This window comes from Flavobacterium sp. Root186, assembly GCF_001428525.1.
In the GTDB taxonomy this organism is placed as follows: Bacteria; Bacteroidota; Bacteroidia; order Flavobacteriales; family Flavobacteriaceae; genus Flavobacterium.
In genome coordinates this window covers 44,685-61,283 of sequence record NZ_LMHW01000017.1, presented here as the reverse complement: position 1 = coordinate 61,283, position 16,599 = coordinate 44,685, and the positions used below count along the sequence as shown (strand labels likewise).

Here is a 16,599-nt window from a genome sequence, read left to right as displayed (position 1 = left end):
AATATGTGCTTTTTTATTTAACCAAAAACAAAACTATCCTAACTATGAACACAACTTTACTTTTAAGAATTGCTACAGCAATAATTCTGCTTACACATTCGGTTTTCGGAATTTTTAATAATGGAATTAATGATTTTGGAAATTTATATCTAAACCAGATTGGCTTTGCTCCTTTTGGTGTTTTTTTGGCTTGGTCAATTAAATTATCTCATATTGTCGCCGCTATACTTTTACTGCTAAATAAATATGTAAAGCCAGCGGGATTTGTAACGATTTTTATCCTGATCATGGGAATTGTTTTGGTTCATTTTCAGGAAGGCTGGTTTGTTGTGGGCGGCGGAAGAAATGGTGTAGAATATAATTTTTTATTAATTTGTGTTTTATTGGCGATAATGTATCCAAACGGACTTAAGCTAAATTCTAAATAATGTGTCGATATGGAAATAACTTGCAAAAACTGTCATCAGGTTTATACAGGTCATTACTGTAATAATTGTGGTCAAAGTGCCGAAACCCATAAAATAAATGCACATTTTTTGTGGCACGATATTCAACATGGACTATTACATTTTGACAATGGAATTCCTTATTCAGTAAAACAATTATTTACAAGGCCAGGTCATTCTATTAGAGAATTTATTGAGGGAAAAAGAATAAGACATTTTAAGCCTTTGTCTTTAGTTGCTGTTTTGGCAACCCTTTATGCTTTTTTATGTCATTACTTTCATATCAATATATTTAAGTCATCTTCAGATTCAGAGGTAGATTTTGGTAATTTTAGTGAATGGATAGCAACTCATTTTTCATGGGTTACAATAGCCACTATTCCAATTTACACCGTTGGAACGTATGTTGTTTTTAGAAAGCAGGGTTATAATTTTTTCGAATTATTTGTATTAAACACTTTTAAGGCTTCACAAAGACTTTTTGTGCAAATTTTGACATTTCCAATCCTTTTATATTTAACTAATACAAATCATGCTGATCACTTTTCATTCGTAACGTATCTAATAGGTATCGTATTAATATTTTGGACAAACATTCAATTTTTCGACAAGATGTCAAAAACAAAGGCTTTCTTTTTAACTATATTAAGTCACGCAATTTTTTGGGTTACTTTTTTAATTGTAATTATTTTGATTCTTGCTATAATGGGGAAATTACCAAAATAGTAACATCATGATAGTATAAGTTACTATTTAGATTTAAGATTTTCTATATAAAAAAAGGTTCAACAATTAAGTTGAACCTTTTTCTATTATATCAAAAAAATTACTTTTTGGTCTTATAAAATTTTCTATAACTCGGATACGTTATTACGCCAATTGCCGCTATTGTTCCCATACTGTAATAAATCCAGTCTAGAGAATGTGCTTCTCCGCTTGCATAAGAATGTAAACCTACTAAGTGGAAGTTTACTCCATAATAAGTAAATAAAATTGAGATAAACGCAAACATACTCATCAGGTTAAAGAACCATTTTCCGCGTAAAGCCGGAACAAAACGAGCGTGAATTACAAAAGCATAAATCATAATCGAAATTAAAGCCCAGGTTTCTTTTGGATCCCATCCCCAATAACGTCCCCAGCTTTCGTTTGCCCACTGTCCTCCAAGGAAGTTACCTATTGTAAGCATAATTAAACCAATTGTTAATGCCATTTCGTTGATGTACGTAATCTCTTTTACATTCAGGCTCATTTTAGCTTTATTTCTTTCATTCGTAAAGAATATCAAAATCAAGGCTACGAAACCTAAAATCATTCCCAAGGCAAAAGGTCCGTAACTTGCCACAATTACAGCAACGTGAATCATTAACCAATATGAATTAAGAACCGGCTGTAAATTTGCAATTTCAGGATCGATCCAGTTCATGTAAGCAGCCATTAAGATCATTGCCGTTACGAATGCTGATGAAGCAACAGTAAGTTTTGATTTTCTGTCAAAAGCCAAACCAAAGAACATGGTAGCCCAAGCTACATAAACAATCGATTCATAAGCATTACTCCAAGGTGCGTGACCCGAAATGTACCAACGAGCAACTAATCCTAATGTATGAAGTGCAAATAAAAGCCCTATAATTATGTGAAAAGCATTTACGGTTATACGAAGCCATTTCTTCTCGAAAAAGATATTTACGATCGTAAAAATCAACATTAAAATAGAAGCTGTAATATACCAATACGGTAATACTTTGAAAACGTCGTATTTGTTATAAGCAATCTCGGCGTCAATTTTTTGTTCGCTCGGACGTACTTTATTTCCAAATTTCTTTTGAAAACCATTAATACTTTCGACTAATTGATCGGCTGTATCCCAGTTTTTAGAAATAGAACCATTATTTAAGGCACTAAAATATAACGGAAGAATTTGGTTTACATAAGTAGAATCCATTCCTTTAAAGCCATTATTGTTACGCTCTAAATACGAAACCCATTTGTGATTTGGATCGTTTGGAACAGGGAAAATTTTCAGGATACTACCGCTTAAAGCAGATTCCATTAAATTTACTTTTTTATCTGTTTCGATAAAATCTTTCTCAAACTGATTTGGATTTGCTGCTTTATACGATGCATCTAAATAGGGAGAAAGTTTGTAGTTTCCGTTTTGATCAAAGAAGTTAACAAACGGAGCAAATTTTGCTTCTTTATCAACCCCAATAATTTTACGAATACTATCATTTCCTGATTTAATATAAATAAGCGGAATCTGAATCCAAACCTGAGCATATTGTGTCATTGACAAAAATACCTGATCAGAGTTCATTCCGTTGTAAGTATCAGCATGACTTACTTTTCTCAGTAATTCAGATGAAAAAGTATTAATCGGTTTCATACGTCCTCCTGCATCCTGAATAATCAAACGCCCGAATTTAGCGGCATGCGCTTCCGGTGCTTTATAAATCGTCAATAATGAATCTAATTGTTTTTGACTTGGCGGAGCGGTAACGTGATTAGCGTGATCATTTGGGTCTGCTGTATGATTGTGATCATGATCGTGCGAATGTACATGAGGATTTTGTTGTGCAAAACCACTCAAACTAATCATTATAATTAAAATCGTAATTAGTTTTTCTTTTTTCTTTTTCACATTTTCCAGTTTACGTTTTAAGTCAGCAAAACGAGAATGTTTTGTAAACATAATTGCCATTAAACCAAAGAACAACATAAAATATCCTAAATACGTTATAGATGTTCCCCAAAAATCGTGGTTTACAGATAAAACCGTTCCTTTTTCGTCAGGATCAAAAGAGGATTGAAAGAAACGATATCCTTTGTGATCTAAAACGTGATTCATATAAATATCGGCATCAAAAGTTTCTGTAGAATCCTGAACGGTAACTTTACTTTCAAAAGCAGAATAACTTTTTTCTGTTCCTGGGTATTTTGTTGCGATAAAGTCATTCAATTTAATTCTAAAAGGTAAAACATATGCTTTACTTCCGTAAAATATAGAATATTCGATTTTACCAATTTTTACCGTTTTAGGTTCTCCAACACTTCCTTTAGAGCCCATCACCATTACTTCTTTTTCCTGTCCTTCTGCTTTTACTTTTAAAACTAAAGCATCAGTATGGGATTTTGCTTTGAAATCGTTATTTGATTCATAATCTACTTTTCCTTTCATAGCAGGATCCGGGAAAACGATTCTAATATCTCCAATACTATATAAAGAACGCATCATTAAAGGCTGAACGTTATCTTTAGTAACTTTTCCTTTCAGCTGATCTGCCATTCGCATAAATTCACCTTCAAAAGGAGTCTGAATGGTATATTTTTCGCCAGTTGTATTGATATTAATAGCACCTTGCGTTGGCTTGTTTAAGGCAAATAAAACATTGTGAATGTTTTGAACCTCTCCTTCTTTCAGAAAATGTTCTTCACGGCCGCCTGCACCTGCTTCAACTAGTTTAAGATATAGAGTTCCTTTAGGATCCGGTTTTACCACTTCCTTTGCTCCCATTATATATTTTGAATACGAAACTTCAAACGGAGTCTCGTCAAATTTTCCTGAAATAGAGAAATCATTATTAGTAACCGGAGAAAGTAAAAGGCTTTTTTCGAAAACTCTTCGTTTCATTTCTCCTTTATATTCGCCATCAACAAAAATGGTTACGAATGTTTTATCCGAATAAATCTGATTTTCTGATGCGCCTTCGCGAATTGGCATCATTCCTTCATAACTGATATATCGTGTAATAAAAGCTCCTAAAATGATAAAAACAAAGGCTATGTGAAGTAAAAAAGTAGCCCATTTTTCTTTTTTCAATAATTGATAACGTTTGATATTTCCGAAGAAATTAATCATAAACACAAACATTATCGCTTCAAACCACCAGGTATTGTAAATTAAAATTCTGGCTGTATCGGTATTGTATTTACTTTCGATAAAAGTTCCAACACCCATTGCAATTGCGAATGTTATAAAAAGAACTGCCATTAATCGTGTAGAAAACAAAAAAGAGAATATTTTTTTATCCATTTTTAAGGAATTACATTGTATAAAAGTGGCACAAAAATACTTAAAAATGTTGATTTGAGGTAAATGTTATTTGTTAATAAAAACCAAATAATAGGATTGGTTTATGGGTCACAGATTAAACAGATTGAACGGATTATTTTATTTTTGTTTCTTAAATCTTTGTTGTTTTTGATTAAAATAATAGATAACTAAATAGAAATCAGTTTAATCTGTTTAATCCGTGACCAAACTTTCTACTACCTTATTTTCTTTAGAAAAAATAATGTTAATTTTGCGATTATGATTCGAATAACAATTATTGGTTCCGGAAACGTCGCACAGCATTTAGTAAAAGCTTTTTCTGCAAGTTCTCTTGTTGAAATTGTACAGGCTTTTTCAAGAAAAAAAGAAGCTTTGAGTCATCTTTTGGATTCAGCCAAAATCGTAACCGAATATTCAGCTTTAAAAGATGCAGATTTATATATTATTTCGGTTTCTGATAACGCTATTGCTGAAGTTTCAAATCAATTACCTTTTGAAAATCAATTAGTTGTTCATACTTCAGGAACAACTTCAATTGATGTATTAGATTCAAAAAACAGAAAAGGTGTTTTTTATCCCTTGCAAACATTTTCTAAAAATAAAGAAGTCGATTTTTCAATAATTCCGATTTGTTTGGAAACTGAAAATCAGAATGATTATAAAATTTTAGAAGATACAGCACAAAGCATTTCAAAAGCTGTTTTTCCTATAAGTTCTGAACAAAGAAAGGCTTTACATATTGCGGCCGTTTTTGTCAATAATTTCACGAATCATTTGTACCAAATTGGGCAGGAAATCTGCGAAGAACACGAAGTTCCTTTTGAAGTTTTAAAACCTTTGATTCAGGAAACTGCCGAAAAAATAAAAACTTTAGATCCAGTTTACGCTCAGACCGGTCCTGCAAAACGCCACGATTCTGTCACAACCGATGCTCACCTGAATTTTATCACAAACGAAAATCAAAAAAACATTTATAAAATACTAACACAATCTATACAGCATAATGGCAAAAAGTTATAAAGAAATGATGAACGACATTACAACATTTATTTTTGATGTTGATGGCGTACTTACAGACAGTTCAGTTTTTGTAACCACAGAAGGAGAAATTCTTCGTACAATGAATATTCGTGACGGTTACGCCATGAAAGCGGCTGTAGAAAGCGGTTATCATGTCTGCATTATTTCTGGCGGAAGCAACGAAGGCGTTCGCGTAAGACTGCGTAATTTAGGAATTACGGATATTCATTTAGGAACTCCTGATAAAGTGAAAACATTCAAAGAATACACTGATTCTTACAATATTAAACCAGAACAGGTTTTATATATGGGAGACGATATTCCGGATTATCATGTTATGAAATTAGTAGGTTTACCAGCTTGTCCGCAAGACGCAAGCCCTGAAATCAAGAATATCTGCCGTTATATTTCACACGTAAAAGGCGGAAAAGGTGCTGCACGTGACGTTATCGAGCAAGTAATGAAAGTGCAGGGAAAATGGATGGAACATTTTAATGGGCAGCACGATTAATTAATTGTGAATTGTTAATGGTAAATTAATCAATTATAAAAAACCTCTGAGCCTTTGCCCCTTTGAACCTTTGTAACTCTAAAAAAATGAAATACCTAAAACTAATTCGATATAAAAATCTACTCATGCTTGCTTTTATGCAGGTTTTATTTCGTTATGCTTTTTTAAAACAGCAGGATATTCCGCTGGCTTTAGCAGACTGGCAATATGCGCTTTTAGTTTTAAGTACCGTTTTATTGGCTGCAGCGGGTTATGTCATTAACAATATTTATGATATTGCAACAGATACCATTAATAAACCTCAGGATGTTGTAATTGGCAAAGGAATTTCTGAAACGGCGGCGTTTAATATTTATATCGGACTTAATGTTACCGGCGTTGCAATTGGTTTTATTTTGGCAAACATAATTTTAAGACCAACATTTGCCTCGCTTTTTATTCTAATTGCATCTTTACTTTATTTCTATTCTACAACTTTAAAATCAATTATGATTTTAGGGAATTTTGTAGTGGCGGCTTTACTTGCTATAAGTGTTTTGATAATTGGTGTTTTTGATCTTTTTCCGGCTACTACTTTAGAGAATAAAGCACAAATGGCCAGTTTCTTTTCTATTTTGACAGATTATGCCCTTTTTGCATTTATGATCAATTTTGTGCGTGAAATAGTTAAAGATATTGAAGATATGGATGGAGATTACAATCAAGGAATGAATACTTTACCAATTGCCATTGGAAAAAACAGAGCAGCGAAAATTGCACTGGGATTTGCTATAATTCCTTTTATTTTATGCCTGCTTTACATTAATAAGTATTTCTTTGAAAATAATCTTTTCATAGTCACGTTTTATACGTTTGCTTTTGTTTTAGCACCTTTATTATATTTTATTGTCAAAATATTCAGTGCCAAAACAAAAAATGATTTTCACCATTTAAGTACTGTCTTAAAATTAATTTTATTCTTCGGAATTTTATCAATTCTTATTATCAGCTTAAATCATCAATACCTTCAAAACCATGCTTAAAGAAAAACTCAAAAAATATAAAATTATCCTGGCTTCAGGGTCACCTCGCAGACAGCAGTTTTTTAAGGATTTAGATCTTGATTTTGAAATTCGCTTAAAAGAAGTTGAAGAAATTTATCCACCTGAATTAAAAGCAGTTGAAATAACTGATTTTCTGGCACAGCTAAAAGCCGATGCTTTAAAGGATGAATTAAAAGAAAATGAAATACTAGTAACAAGCGACACAATTGTCTGGCATCAAAATAAGGCTTTAGGAAAACCAAAAAGTGCCGAAGATGCTTTTGAAATGATCAAATCAATGTCGAATACAACACATGAAGTGATTACGTCTGTTTGTTTTCAAAACAATACTGCTTCTACCCTTTTACATGATATTACAAAAGTTACTTTCAAAGATTTATCTGATGAAGCGATTTTATATTATATCGAAAATTATAAACCTTATGATAAAGCTGGTGCTTATGGCATTCAGGAATGGTTTGGTTTCATGGCAGTTACAAAAGTAGAAGGTTCTTATACCAATGTTATGGGACTTCCAACGGCTAAAGTTTACGAATATTTGAGTACTTTAGTGTAAAAATTTATTTATGTTTTCTTTTAAAGGATATACTCAGGAAATATTTGCAACTTTTATTCTTATTATTGCTTTAATCGCTTTAAGAATGATTGTTGCCAAATTAATCCGACGCTTCGCATCTTCAAGTCAGTTATTAGAACATCGTACTAATCTCGTTATTAAATACATTCATATTTTGATGAATATTTTGGTAGCGCTTAGTTTAATTGTGATTTGGGGGGTTAATACCGAGGATATTTTTTTAACAGTCTCCTCTATTGCAACCGTTATTGGCGTTGCAATGTTTGCACAATGGTCAATTTTAAGCAATATTACTTCGGGAATGATTTTGTTCTTTTCATTTCCTTTTAGAATTGGCGATACCATAAAAATTCACGATAAAGATTTTCCAATTGAGGCTGAAATAGAAGACATTAATACTTTTCATATCAGCCTGAGAACAAAAGAAGGCGAAAAGATTATTTTCCCCAATAATTTACTGCTGCAAAAGGGAATTTCTATTATGCCGGCACACTACGAAGAGAAAGAATTTTTTGATTAATTTTTGAATGGGAATTTTATAAAGTATAACTAAAAAGCTAAAACGTTATAATTTAGAGAAATTATAATATTTGCTTAACCAATTATACATTATCAAAAAATTTCATCCAAAATGATTCATCCCATAAAGTTGCCGTTTTATGCAAAACTTGCGTGTATCTTAGTAAGCTTAATTTCATTTGCTTATATTTTTTGTATTACCAAAGACATTCTTACTCCGGTTCTATTAGCATTTTTGTTTGCGGTTTTACTACTACCAGTTTTTACCTTTTTAAATACAAAATTTAAGTTTCCCAGACATCTTGCGGCGATAATCTGCGTTTTAATTTTTCTCGCATTCATTGGTGGAATACTTATTTTCATCTCCTATCAGGTTACTAATATGGCAAGTGATTTTGAGACTATTAAAAAAAATGCCAACTCCTTTATAATTGAAATTCACAAATTTATCAGAGAAAATTTCCAGATAAGTATTGGCGAACAAAAAAAATATCTCGACACTGTTACAAAAGACTCTGTAAAAAACGGAAATGCAACTTTAGGTTCGGCTATAATATCCATAAGTGATCTTCTTTTAGACAGTACTATTATTGTAATTTATACGTTTCTGTTTCTTATATATAAAGAGCATTTCAAGTTGTTTTTGGCCAAATTAATAAGTAAAGAAAATCATTCTGCTTTAAAAGATATTCTATCACAAATCAAAGTTTCGATAAATAATTATATCGTGAGTTTAATACTGGAAATGATTATAGTTTCCGTGTTAACGAGTTTAGGACTTTGGATTATTGGCATTAAATATTTCATTTTATTAGGATTGATAACCGGAATTTTGAACCTGGTTCCTTATATCGGAATTTTAATTGCTGGTATTATTACCGTTTTGGCTTCATTGACCGGTTCCGGAGAAACATCGGTGATTGTTGGAATTTTAATTGTTAATGTAATTGTTCAGTTAATTGATAATAATCTTCTTGTGCCTTTAATTATTAACTCAAAAGTAGAAATAAACGCTTTTGTTTCGATTATGGGAATTATTGTAGGTGGTGCGGCGGCCGGAGTTTCGGGTATGTTTCTGGCAATTCCGCTTTTAGCAATTTTGAAAATTATATTTGACAGAATAGAATCATTGGAACCGTGGGGCTATTTAATGGGAAATCATATTCCGAGAAGATTTACCTGGAGAGTTCGCAGAGCTAAAGTACAAGAGTAAAATAATGTATTGATTTTAAAAATAATCGTGTTATTTATCTTAAATTCATAGAATAATAGCCTTTAAAATAAGTTTAAATCCATCTGAATGTTATCAAGTAAAAAAATAGTTATTTTTATTTTCTTATGCTTTTGTTTTCAAAGCATTAGTGCGCAGACAGATAAAACAAAGAAAGAGAATCCTCCCAAAAAGGACAGTACAGAGATTTATACTAAAATAAAAAACTATTCTAAGAAAAATAAATTCACTCAAACCTTACATAAACTTCTGTTTAGATCAAAAAAAGCTAAAAAAAGAGAAGTTATTGAACCAAGTGATTCTCAAAGTTATGAAGGCAAAATCATTCGAAAAATCAATATTGTAACACTTGACCCTTTTGGGCATTCCATTACAGATAGTACTGTACAGCCAAAAAATTGGGGAGAACGAACCGGAAACAAACTACATTTAAAAACAAAAAAAATAGCGATCCATAATCTTCTTTTATTTAAAAGAAATACTCCTTACGATTCTTATAAAGTACAGGAAACAGAGCGTTTAATTCGTGCTCAGAGATATGTTACGGCCGTCAGGATTTCTAACGAATTAGCCAGTCCGGCATCAGATTCTGTTGATGTTACTATTAGGGTTTTAGATTCCTGGAGTACTATTCCGAGGTTTTCAATTTCGAGCAGCAGAGTTGGCGTAGGATTTAAAGAAAAAGATTTTTTCGGCACTGGGCAGCAGCTCGAATATCGTTTCACTAATCGGTTTGATGATGGCGCAAATGGTAATGATGTTACGTATACAGTTCCAAATATAAAAAACACCTATATAGGGACTACATTGCATTACAACATGGACTTAGACAATAATTATACTAAAAGTATTGATATTGAAAGAGATTTCTATTCGCCTTTAACTAAATGGGCAGGTGGTGTTTTTGTTGGACAGAACTTCAGGAAAGATTCGTTGCAGGCTCCAGATATGAGCTATGCATTTCAGACATTTAAAAATAATTTTCAGGATGTTTGGGCTGGAAAAGCCACAAAAGTTTATGAAGATGATAATGAAGCGATTACCAATTTAATTACATCGGCACGTTTTTTAAATGTGAATTACAGCGAATCTCCTGATTCCTTATATGATCCAACTAATTTTTATTCAGATGAAAAACTGCTTTTAATGGGCGTTGGATTAAACAGACGAAAATTTATAAAAGACAATTATATTTTTAGAAATGGTCAGACAGAAGACGTTCCAATTGGCCGTATTTACGGAATCACATTTGGATATCAATATAAAAATACGATTTGGAGACCTTACGCTGGTGCACAATTTTCTTTTGGAAATTATTACAGGTTAGGTTTTTTGAGTATGAATTTTGAAGCCGGAACCTATTTTCATCAATCCAAAACCTATCAGACCGCTTATTTATTGGAATCGAATTATTTTACAAAACTTTTTAATCTTGGAACCTGGAAATTAAGACAATTCGTAAACCCAAGAGTGGTTATTGGCGCAAATCGCGAGGAAATAATTGGAGATGAACTCAATATAAACGAACGAAATGGTCTCGCAGGATTTAACAGCGCATTATACGGAACCAGTAAAACTGTTTTATCCTTGCAGACACAAACGTATTCTCCATATGCACTTTGGGGATTTCGTTTAAATCCGTTTTTTAATTATACCATTGCATTTTTAGGCAGTCCAAAAAATGCCATGTTCGACAGCAAACCGTATTCAAAAATCACTTTGGGCTTATTAATAAGTAATGACTATTTGGTTTTTAGTAATTTCCAGCTGTCACTGTCATATTACCCAAGTATTCCTTTTCAGGGTGATAATGTTTTCAAAACCAATACATTTGAAACTACAGATTATGGTTTGCAGAGTTTTGAGCTTGCCAAACCCAGAGTTGTCGATTATAGATAATCAAAAAATATTTAGATTTTTTTTAGATTATTCAAACTCTATAAAACACTTTAAAAATCAATATTTTACAGAATATTTAGCTTCATTCGAATCGCTAAAAAGCATAATTTATCCGATGAAATACAATTGCGTTTTATTTTTGGCACGGTATATGAAAATCCTTAAACAAAGATTAACATTAAACTTTAGAAAAGATGAAAACAATTAAAATAGCAATCGCCGGATTATTTCTTTTGGTTGCAAATGCCACACAAGCTCAGGTATCAATTAACGTTAATATAGGAACTCCTCCAGCTTGGGGGCCTGCAGGATATTCTGAAATGGAATATTACTATCTTCCAGATATTGAAGCTTATTATGATGTACGTGCATCACAATTCATCTATTTTGGAGGAGGAAGATGGGTTAGAACAACTTACTTACCAAGACAATACAGAAATTATGATTTATACGGAGGTTACAAAGTAGTTTTAACTGATTATCACGGAAGAACTCCTTACACTTACTTCGATCGTCATAGAGTAAGATACTATAAAGGATACCACGGTGCACCGCAAAGACCTTACAAAGCAAGACCGGTTTATGGTTACAACGACCGTCGTAATGATCACAGAGATCACAGACATTATGATAAACACGACAAACACCACGGAAAACATGATAGACACGATCATGACGATGATGATCACGGTCGCGGTCACGGAAGAAGATAATAAATCAAGCATGAGAGCGTATTAAGTTTTAATACGCTCTTTTTTTATTCAATATTTTATAAAAAGCAGCTTCCAAAAGAACCATTAACATTTCATTTAAATAATGTTTCATAATTTAATTAGTATTTTTGAAGCTATTTCAAAATCATTTAACTACGCCATGCGAAAAATACAAGTTCAAATTATTCTTTTATTTTTTATAAGTTTTCAAACCTTATTTGCACAACAGCCGCAAAAACCTAACGCAGTCGAAATTTACAATCAAATTAAAAAATTAAACTTTTTAGGTTCTGTATTGTACGTTGCTGCGCATCCTGATGACGAAAATACCCGAATGATTTCGTATTTGGCTAATGAGATGCATGCAAGAACAGGTTATTTATCATTAACCCGAGGCGATGGCGGTCAAAATTTAATTGGTCCGCAATTGCGCGAATTACTTGGTGTAATCAGAACTCAGGAATTAATTGAAGCCAGAAAAATAGACGGAGGTGAACAATTTTTTTCTAGAGCAAATGATTTTGGTTTCTCAAAAAATCCAAACGAAACCTTAGAAATTTGGGATAAAGATAAAGTCCTTGCCGATGTAGTTTGGACAATAAGAAATTTTCAGCCGGATATCATCATTAACCGATTTGATCATCGTTCTCCCGGAACTACGCACGGACATCATACATCATCTGCCATGTTAAGTGTGGAGAGTTTTAAACTAACGAACGATCCAAAAGTTTATCCTGAACAATTAAAATATGTTTCGCCATGGCAGGTAAAACGCCAGTTTTTTAACCCATCTTGGTGGTTTTATGGAAGTCAGGAAAAATTTGATGCTGCTAATAAATCTAAATTTACTAAGTTAGAAACGGGTGTATATTATACCGGAATTGGAAAATCAAATCAGGAAATTGCAGCTTTAAGTCGAAGCCGTCACCAGTCACAAGGTTTTGGAAGTACAGGAGTCCGTGGTTTAGAAACAGAATATTTAGAACTTATTAATGGAGAAACTCCAAAAGACCGCGATAATTTATTCGATGGAATCGACACAAGCTGGAATCGTGTTAAAAACGGAAAACCAGTCGGAGATTTAATTGCTATGATCATTGAAAAATACAATTTCAGCAATCCATCAGCAAGTATTCCGGATTTAGTGAAAGCTTACACCATGATTCAGGCTTTAGATGATACACATTGGAAAAATTTAAAATCGACAGCCATAAAAAATATCATTGCTTCATGCTCAGGTTTATATCTTGAAGCAGTTTCAAATGAACAGGAAGCCACTCCGGGAAGTAGTATTCGTTTGAGTTTAGAAGCTATTAACAGATGTGCTGTTGAAATGCAGTTGACAAGCGTTACAACATTGCCAGATAATAAATCAACTGCTCAAAACAGCATTTTAAAAGACAATAATGATCAAAAAATCAATCTTCAGATACAGCTTCCAAACAGCATCGAATACACGCAGCCATATTGGTTAAAAGAAAAAGCAACGGTTGGAATGTACACCGTTTCAAATCAGGAAAACATAGGTATTCCGGATATTATTAGAGAAGTAAAAGTGGTTTTTAATATAAAAATCAACAATGTCGAAATCCCGTTTGAGCGTACCGTTGTTTACAAATACAATGACGGCGTAAAAGGCGAAATGTATAATTTTTTGGATATTGTTCCAGAAGTTACCACTTCAATCTTAGAAAAAGTTTTAATTTTTAGAGATACAAAAAGCAAAATGATTCCAGTAAAAGTTCGTGCCGGAAAAGATGATGCAAAAGGAAATCTGCAATTGGATTTACCAAAAAGCTGGAATGTCTCTCCAAAACAAATTGCATTTACTTTAGATAAAAAAGGAACGGAACAAATTTTTTATTTTGAAGTTACACCGCCCATAAATCCTGAAGAAGTTGTAGCAAAAAGTATTGCAATTGTCGACAACAAACGTTTTGACAGAGACCAGACTATTATTGATTTCAATCATATTACAAAACAAATGGTTTTAAAACCGGCTGAATCAAAATGTATTAGAATTGATTTAAAAACTTCTGGAGATGCTATCGCTTATATTATGGGTGCCGGCGACGAAGTTCCGGAAAGTTTAACGCAAATGGGATATAAAGTTTCTATTTTAAAACCCGAAGAAATTACTCCTGAAAAATTGGATTCTTTCAGCACCGTTATTACAGGAATTCGTGCTTACAATACCGTAAACGCTTTGGCAAACAAACAAAATATCTTATTTAATTTTGTAAAAAGCGGTAAAAACATGATTGTGCAGTACAATACATACGGCAAATTAGTAACCGATAAAATTGCACCATATCCATTAAAATTATCAAACGACCGCGTGACCGAAGAAAATGCTAAAATTACTTTCTTAGCACCAAATCACCCCGTTTTAAATACACCAAATAAAATCACTTCAAAAGATTTTGAAGGCTGGACACAAGAGCAGGGCTTATATTATCCAGACGAATATGATGCAGCCTTCACTCCTATTATTTCTTCGCATGATAAAGGAGAATCTGCTAAAAATGGAGCATTATTAGTCGCTCCGTATGGAAAAGGATATTACATTTACACCGGTCTAAGCTTTTTTAGAGAACTGCCGGAAGGTGTTGCGGGCGCTTATAGATTACTGTCGAATATTATTTCGCTAAAACAGCCTCTTGAAGCCCCTAAACAAGATTTAAAGCAATAATTTCAAAAATATGGAAGCAAAAAAAACAAAAAAATGGAAAAAAAGTTACACCTATGTTTTAGTTGCTAACCTCATTTATATTGTGATTTTTTTCTTAATCATGCAATTTTATTCATAACCTATGCAGCTATTTGACTGGATCGTACTTATTGTAACACTTTTATTCATTGTTGGTTACGGTTCCTGGAAAACCAAAGGAAGTAAAAACGTTGAAGATTTTATTTTAGGAAACAACGAAACGCCTTGGTATACCGTTGGACTTTCAGTAATGGCAACTCAGGCCAGCGCAATTACATTTTTGTCTACGCCTGGTCAGGCTTATCATGACGGAATGGGTTTTGTACAGTTCTATTTTGGACTGCCAATTGCAATGGTTGTTATTTGTTTGACATTTATTCCGCTTTATCATAAAAACAAGGTTTTTACCGCTTATGAATACCTTGAAAAACGATTTGATGTACAAACTCGTTCTCTTGCTGCTATTTTATTCTTAATTCAAAGAGGATTGGGAACAGGACTGACAATTTATGCTCCGGCCATTATTTTATCGGCACTTTTGGGCTGGAACTTAACAGGTATGAATATTATAATTGGAGTTTTGGTGATTATTTATACTTTTTCCGGAGGAACTAAAGCCGTAAACGTAACGCAGAAACAACAAATGTTTGTAATTATGTCGGGGATGTTTATTACATTTTTCCTGATTTTGCATTACCTCCCAAATGATATGACTTTTACAAGCGCACTGCATATTGCGGGAGCAAATGATAAAATGAATATTGTAGATTTTTCTTTTGATCCTGAAGAAAAGTATACTTTTTGGAGCGGAATTACGGGCGGGTTCTTCTTAGCCCTCGCCTATTTTGGTACAGATCAGTCTCAGGTTGGAAGATATTTATCCGGAAAATCGGTGAAGGAAAGCCAAATGGGATTAATCATGAACGGACTTTTAAAAGTCCCGATGCAGTTTTTTATTCTGTTAACCGGAGTTATGGTTTTTGTGTTTTTTCAATTCAATCCAGTTCCTTTAAATTTTAATCCGAATAATAAAATTGTAATCGAAAAATCGGCTTATAAAGAAGAATATCATGCTCTTGAAAAAAAACTGGACAAATTATCTGAAGATAAAAAAGTAATTAACTTATTGTATATCGATCAGTTAAATCAAGATTATGATAATCCGATTCTTCGCAAGGAATTAGTTAATTTATCTAATAAAGAAAAAGATTTACGCGATCGTGCCAAAGAAATCATTTCAAGAGCCGACAGCAATAGCGAGACCAACGATAAAGATTATGTCTTTTTCCACTTCATCCTGCATTATTTACCAAAAGGCTTAATTGGTTTATTGCTTGCCGTTATTCTTTCTGCAGCAATGTCTTCAACAGCTTCAGGATTAAATGCTTTAGCTTCGACAACAGCAATTGATATTTACAAACGAAATCTCAAAACCGAAAAATCAGAGAAACATTATCTTAATGCAACTAAATTTTTCACGCTGTTTTGGGGAATTATAGCAATCCTTTTTGCTTGTGTAGGAACTTTGTTTGAAAACTTAATCCAGCTTGTAAATATAATTGGTTCAATATTTTATGGAACTGTTTTGGGGATTTTTCTTGTTGGTTTTTATTTAAAACGTATTCAGGCAAAATCTATGTTTATTAGTGCCTGTATAAGCCAGTTTGTAATTATAATCATTTATTACTTTATGGTTTACAAACAAGAAAAATTGGGTTATTTATGGCTGAATTTTATTGGGGCAATTTTGACTATTGGTTTGGCTTTGATTTTGCAGTTTTTGTTTTTTAAAGGAGACAAAATGAATAATGATGATTTAATTTTAGAAGAAGATTACTAAACAAAATTTGAGATTTTAATTTAAACAAACAGCTTT

Annotated in this window: 13 protein-coding genes; 12 read left to right on the top strand and 1 reads right to left on the bottom strand. The window is 32.7% G+C overall.

The features are described from left to right. The first annotated feature begins 44 nt into the window (after positions 1 to 44). Both ASD98_RS22465 and ASD98_RS22460 read left to right on the top strand, forming a co-directional pair. Positions 45 to 428 (top strand): DoxX family protein, encoded by a 384-nt coding sequence (locus ASD98_RS22465; protein ID WP_056209155.1) that lies wholly within the window; start codon positions 45 to 47, stop codon positions 426 to 428. A 9-nt stretch (positions 429 to 437) separates the two neighbouring features. Then, a complete protein-coding gene (locus ASD98_RS22460; protein WP_056209152.1) occupies positions 438 to 1,172 on the top strand; it encodes a DUF3667 domain-containing protein in 735 nt (244 codons plus the stop codon). A gap of 100 nt (positions 1,173 to 1,272) precedes the next feature. Here ASD98_RS22460 and ccsA read toward each other — a convergent pair whose 3' ends face one another. After that, positions 1,273 to 4,479: a cytochrome c biogenesis protein CcsA gene (gene ccsA / locus ASD98_RS22455; RefSeq protein WP_056209149.1), complete on the bottom strand. Its 3,207-nt coding sequence runs from the start codon at positions 4,477 to 4,479 to the stop codon at positions 1,273 to 1,275. 279 nt (positions 4,480 to 4,758) lie between these two features. On the opposite strand from ccsA, the gene ASD98_RS22450 reads away from it, so the two are divergent. The 10 genes from ASD98_RS22450 (at position 4,759) to ASD98_RS22400 (ending at position 16,563) form a co-directional block, all read left to right on the top strand. Next, positions 4,759 to 5,520 (top strand): Rossmann-like and DUF2520 domain-containing protein, encoded by a 762-nt coding sequence (locus ASD98_RS22450; RefSeq protein WP_056209147.1) that lies wholly within the window; start codon positions 4,759 to 4,761, stop codon positions 5,518 to 5,520. Next, entirely contained in the window at positions 5,504 to 6,031 is a 528-nt protein-coding gene (locus ASD98_RS22445) for an HAD family hydrolase (RefSeq protein WP_056209144.1), read from the top strand. Before ASD98_RS22450 ends, ASD98_RS22445 begins: the two co-directional genes overlap by 17 nt. A gap of 86 nt (positions 6,032 to 6,117) precedes the next feature. Next, on the top strand, positions 6,118 to 7,053 hold the full coding sequence (locus ASD98_RS22440; RefSeq protein WP_082577919.1) for a geranylgeranylglycerol-phosphate geranylgeranyltransferase: 936 nt from the start codon (positions 6,118 to 6,120) through the stop codon (positions 7,051 to 7,053). Next, positions 7,046 to 7,630 carry a Maf-like protein gene (locus ASD98_RS22435; protein ID WP_056209139.1) on the top strand — a complete coding sequence of 195 codons (585 nt, stop codon included), beginning with the start codon at positions 7,046 to 7,048 and terminating at the stop codon, positions 7,628 to 7,630. The genes ASD98_RS22440 and ASD98_RS22435 overlap by 8 nt, the downstream gene beginning before the upstream one ends. A gap of 10 nt (positions 7,631 to 7,640) precedes the next feature. Further along, entirely contained in the window at positions 7,641 to 8,171 is a 531-nt protein-coding gene (locus ASD98_RS22430; RefSeq protein ID WP_056209136.1) for a mechanosensitive ion channel domain-containing protein, read from the top strand. A gap of 111 nt (positions 8,172 to 8,282) precedes the next feature. Next, the gene (locus ASD98_RS22425) at positions 8,283 to 9,383 is read left to right on the top strand and encodes an AI-2E family transporter (protein ID WP_056209133.1); all 1,101 of its coding nucleotides are present in this window, start codon (positions 8,283 to 8,285) and stop codon (positions 9,381 to 9,383) included. A gap of 87 nt (positions 9,384 to 9,470) precedes the next feature. Next, positions 9,471 to 11,300: a hypothetical protein gene (locus ASD98_RS22420; RefSeq protein WP_056209130.1), complete on the top strand. Its 1,830-nt coding sequence runs from the start codon at positions 9,471 to 9,473 to the stop codon at positions 11,298 to 11,300. Positions 11,301 to 11,494: 194 nt separating this feature from the next. Continuing rightward, on the top strand, positions 11,495 to 12,013 hold the full coding sequence (locus ASD98_RS22410) for a hypothetical protein (RefSeq protein ID WP_056209123.1): 519 nt from the start codon (positions 11,495 to 11,497) through the stop codon (positions 12,011 to 12,013). A 160-nt stretch (positions 12,014 to 12,173) separates the two neighbouring features. Continuing rightward, positions 12,174 to 14,705, top strand: a complete 2,532-nt coding sequence (locus tag ASD98_RS22405) for a PIG-L family deacetylase (protein ID WP_056209820.1) — start codon at positions 12,174 to 12,176, stop codon at positions 14,703 to 14,705. Between the two features lie 121 nt (positions 14,706 to 14,826). Continuing rightward, positions 14,827 to 16,563 (top strand): sodium:solute symporter, encoded by a 1,737-nt coding sequence (locus tag ASD98_RS22400; RefSeq protein WP_056209120.1) that lies wholly within the window; start codon positions 14,827 to 14,829, stop codon positions 16,561 to 16,563. Positions 16,564 to 16,599 lie beyond the last annotated feature (36 nt).

Bases quoted from the DNA above. Each gene is read 5' to 3' on its own strand.
- ASD98_RS22465 (WP_056209155.1), top strand. From the start codon at position 45: ATGAACACAACTTTACTTTTAAGAATTGCTACAGCAATAATTCTGCTT.
- ASD98_RS22460 (WP_056209152.1), top strand. From the start codon at position 438: ATGGAAATAACTTGCAAAAACTGTCATCAGGTTTATACAGGTCATTAC.
- ccsA (WP_056209149.1), bottom strand. From the start codon at position 4,479: ATGGATAAAAAAATATTCTCTTTTTTGTTTTCTACACGATTAATGGCA.
- ASD98_RS22450 (WP_056209147.1), top strand. From the start codon at position 4,759: ATGATTCGAATAACAATTATTGGTTCCGGAAACGTCGCACAGCATTTA.
- ASD98_RS22445 (WP_056209144.1), top strand. From the start codon at position 5,504: ATGGCAAAAAGTTATAAAGAAATGATGAACGACATTACAACATTTATT.
- ASD98_RS22440 (WP_082577919.1), top strand. From the start codon at position 6,118: ATGAAATACCTAAAACTAATTCGATATAAAAATCTACTCATGCTTGCT.
- ASD98_RS22435 (WP_056209139.1), top strand. From the start codon at position 7,046: ATGCTTAAAGAAAAACTCAAAAAATATAAAATTATCCTGGCTTCAGGG.
- ASD98_RS22430 (WP_056209136.1), top strand. From the start codon at position 7,641: ATGTTTTCTTTTAAAGGATATACTCAGGAAATATTTGCAACTTTTATT.
- ASD98_RS22425 (WP_056209133.1), top strand. From the start codon at position 8,283: ATGATTCATCCCATAAAGTTGCCGTTTTATGCAAAACTTGCGTGTATC.
- ASD98_RS22420 (WP_056209130.1), top strand. From the start codon at position 9,471: ATGTTATCAAGTAAAAAAATAGTTATTTTTATTTTCTTATGCTTTTGT.
- ASD98_RS22410 (WP_056209123.1), top strand. From the start codon at position 11,495: ATGAAAACAATTAAAATAGCAATCGCCGGATTATTTCTTTTGGTTGCA.
- ASD98_RS22405 (WP_056209820.1), top strand. From the start codon at position 12,174: ATGCGAAAAATACAAGTTCAAATTATTCTTTTATTTTTTATAAGTTTT.
- ASD98_RS22400 (WP_056209120.1), top strand. From the start codon at position 14,827: ATGCAGCTATTTGACTGGATCGTACTTATTGTAACACTTTTATTCATT.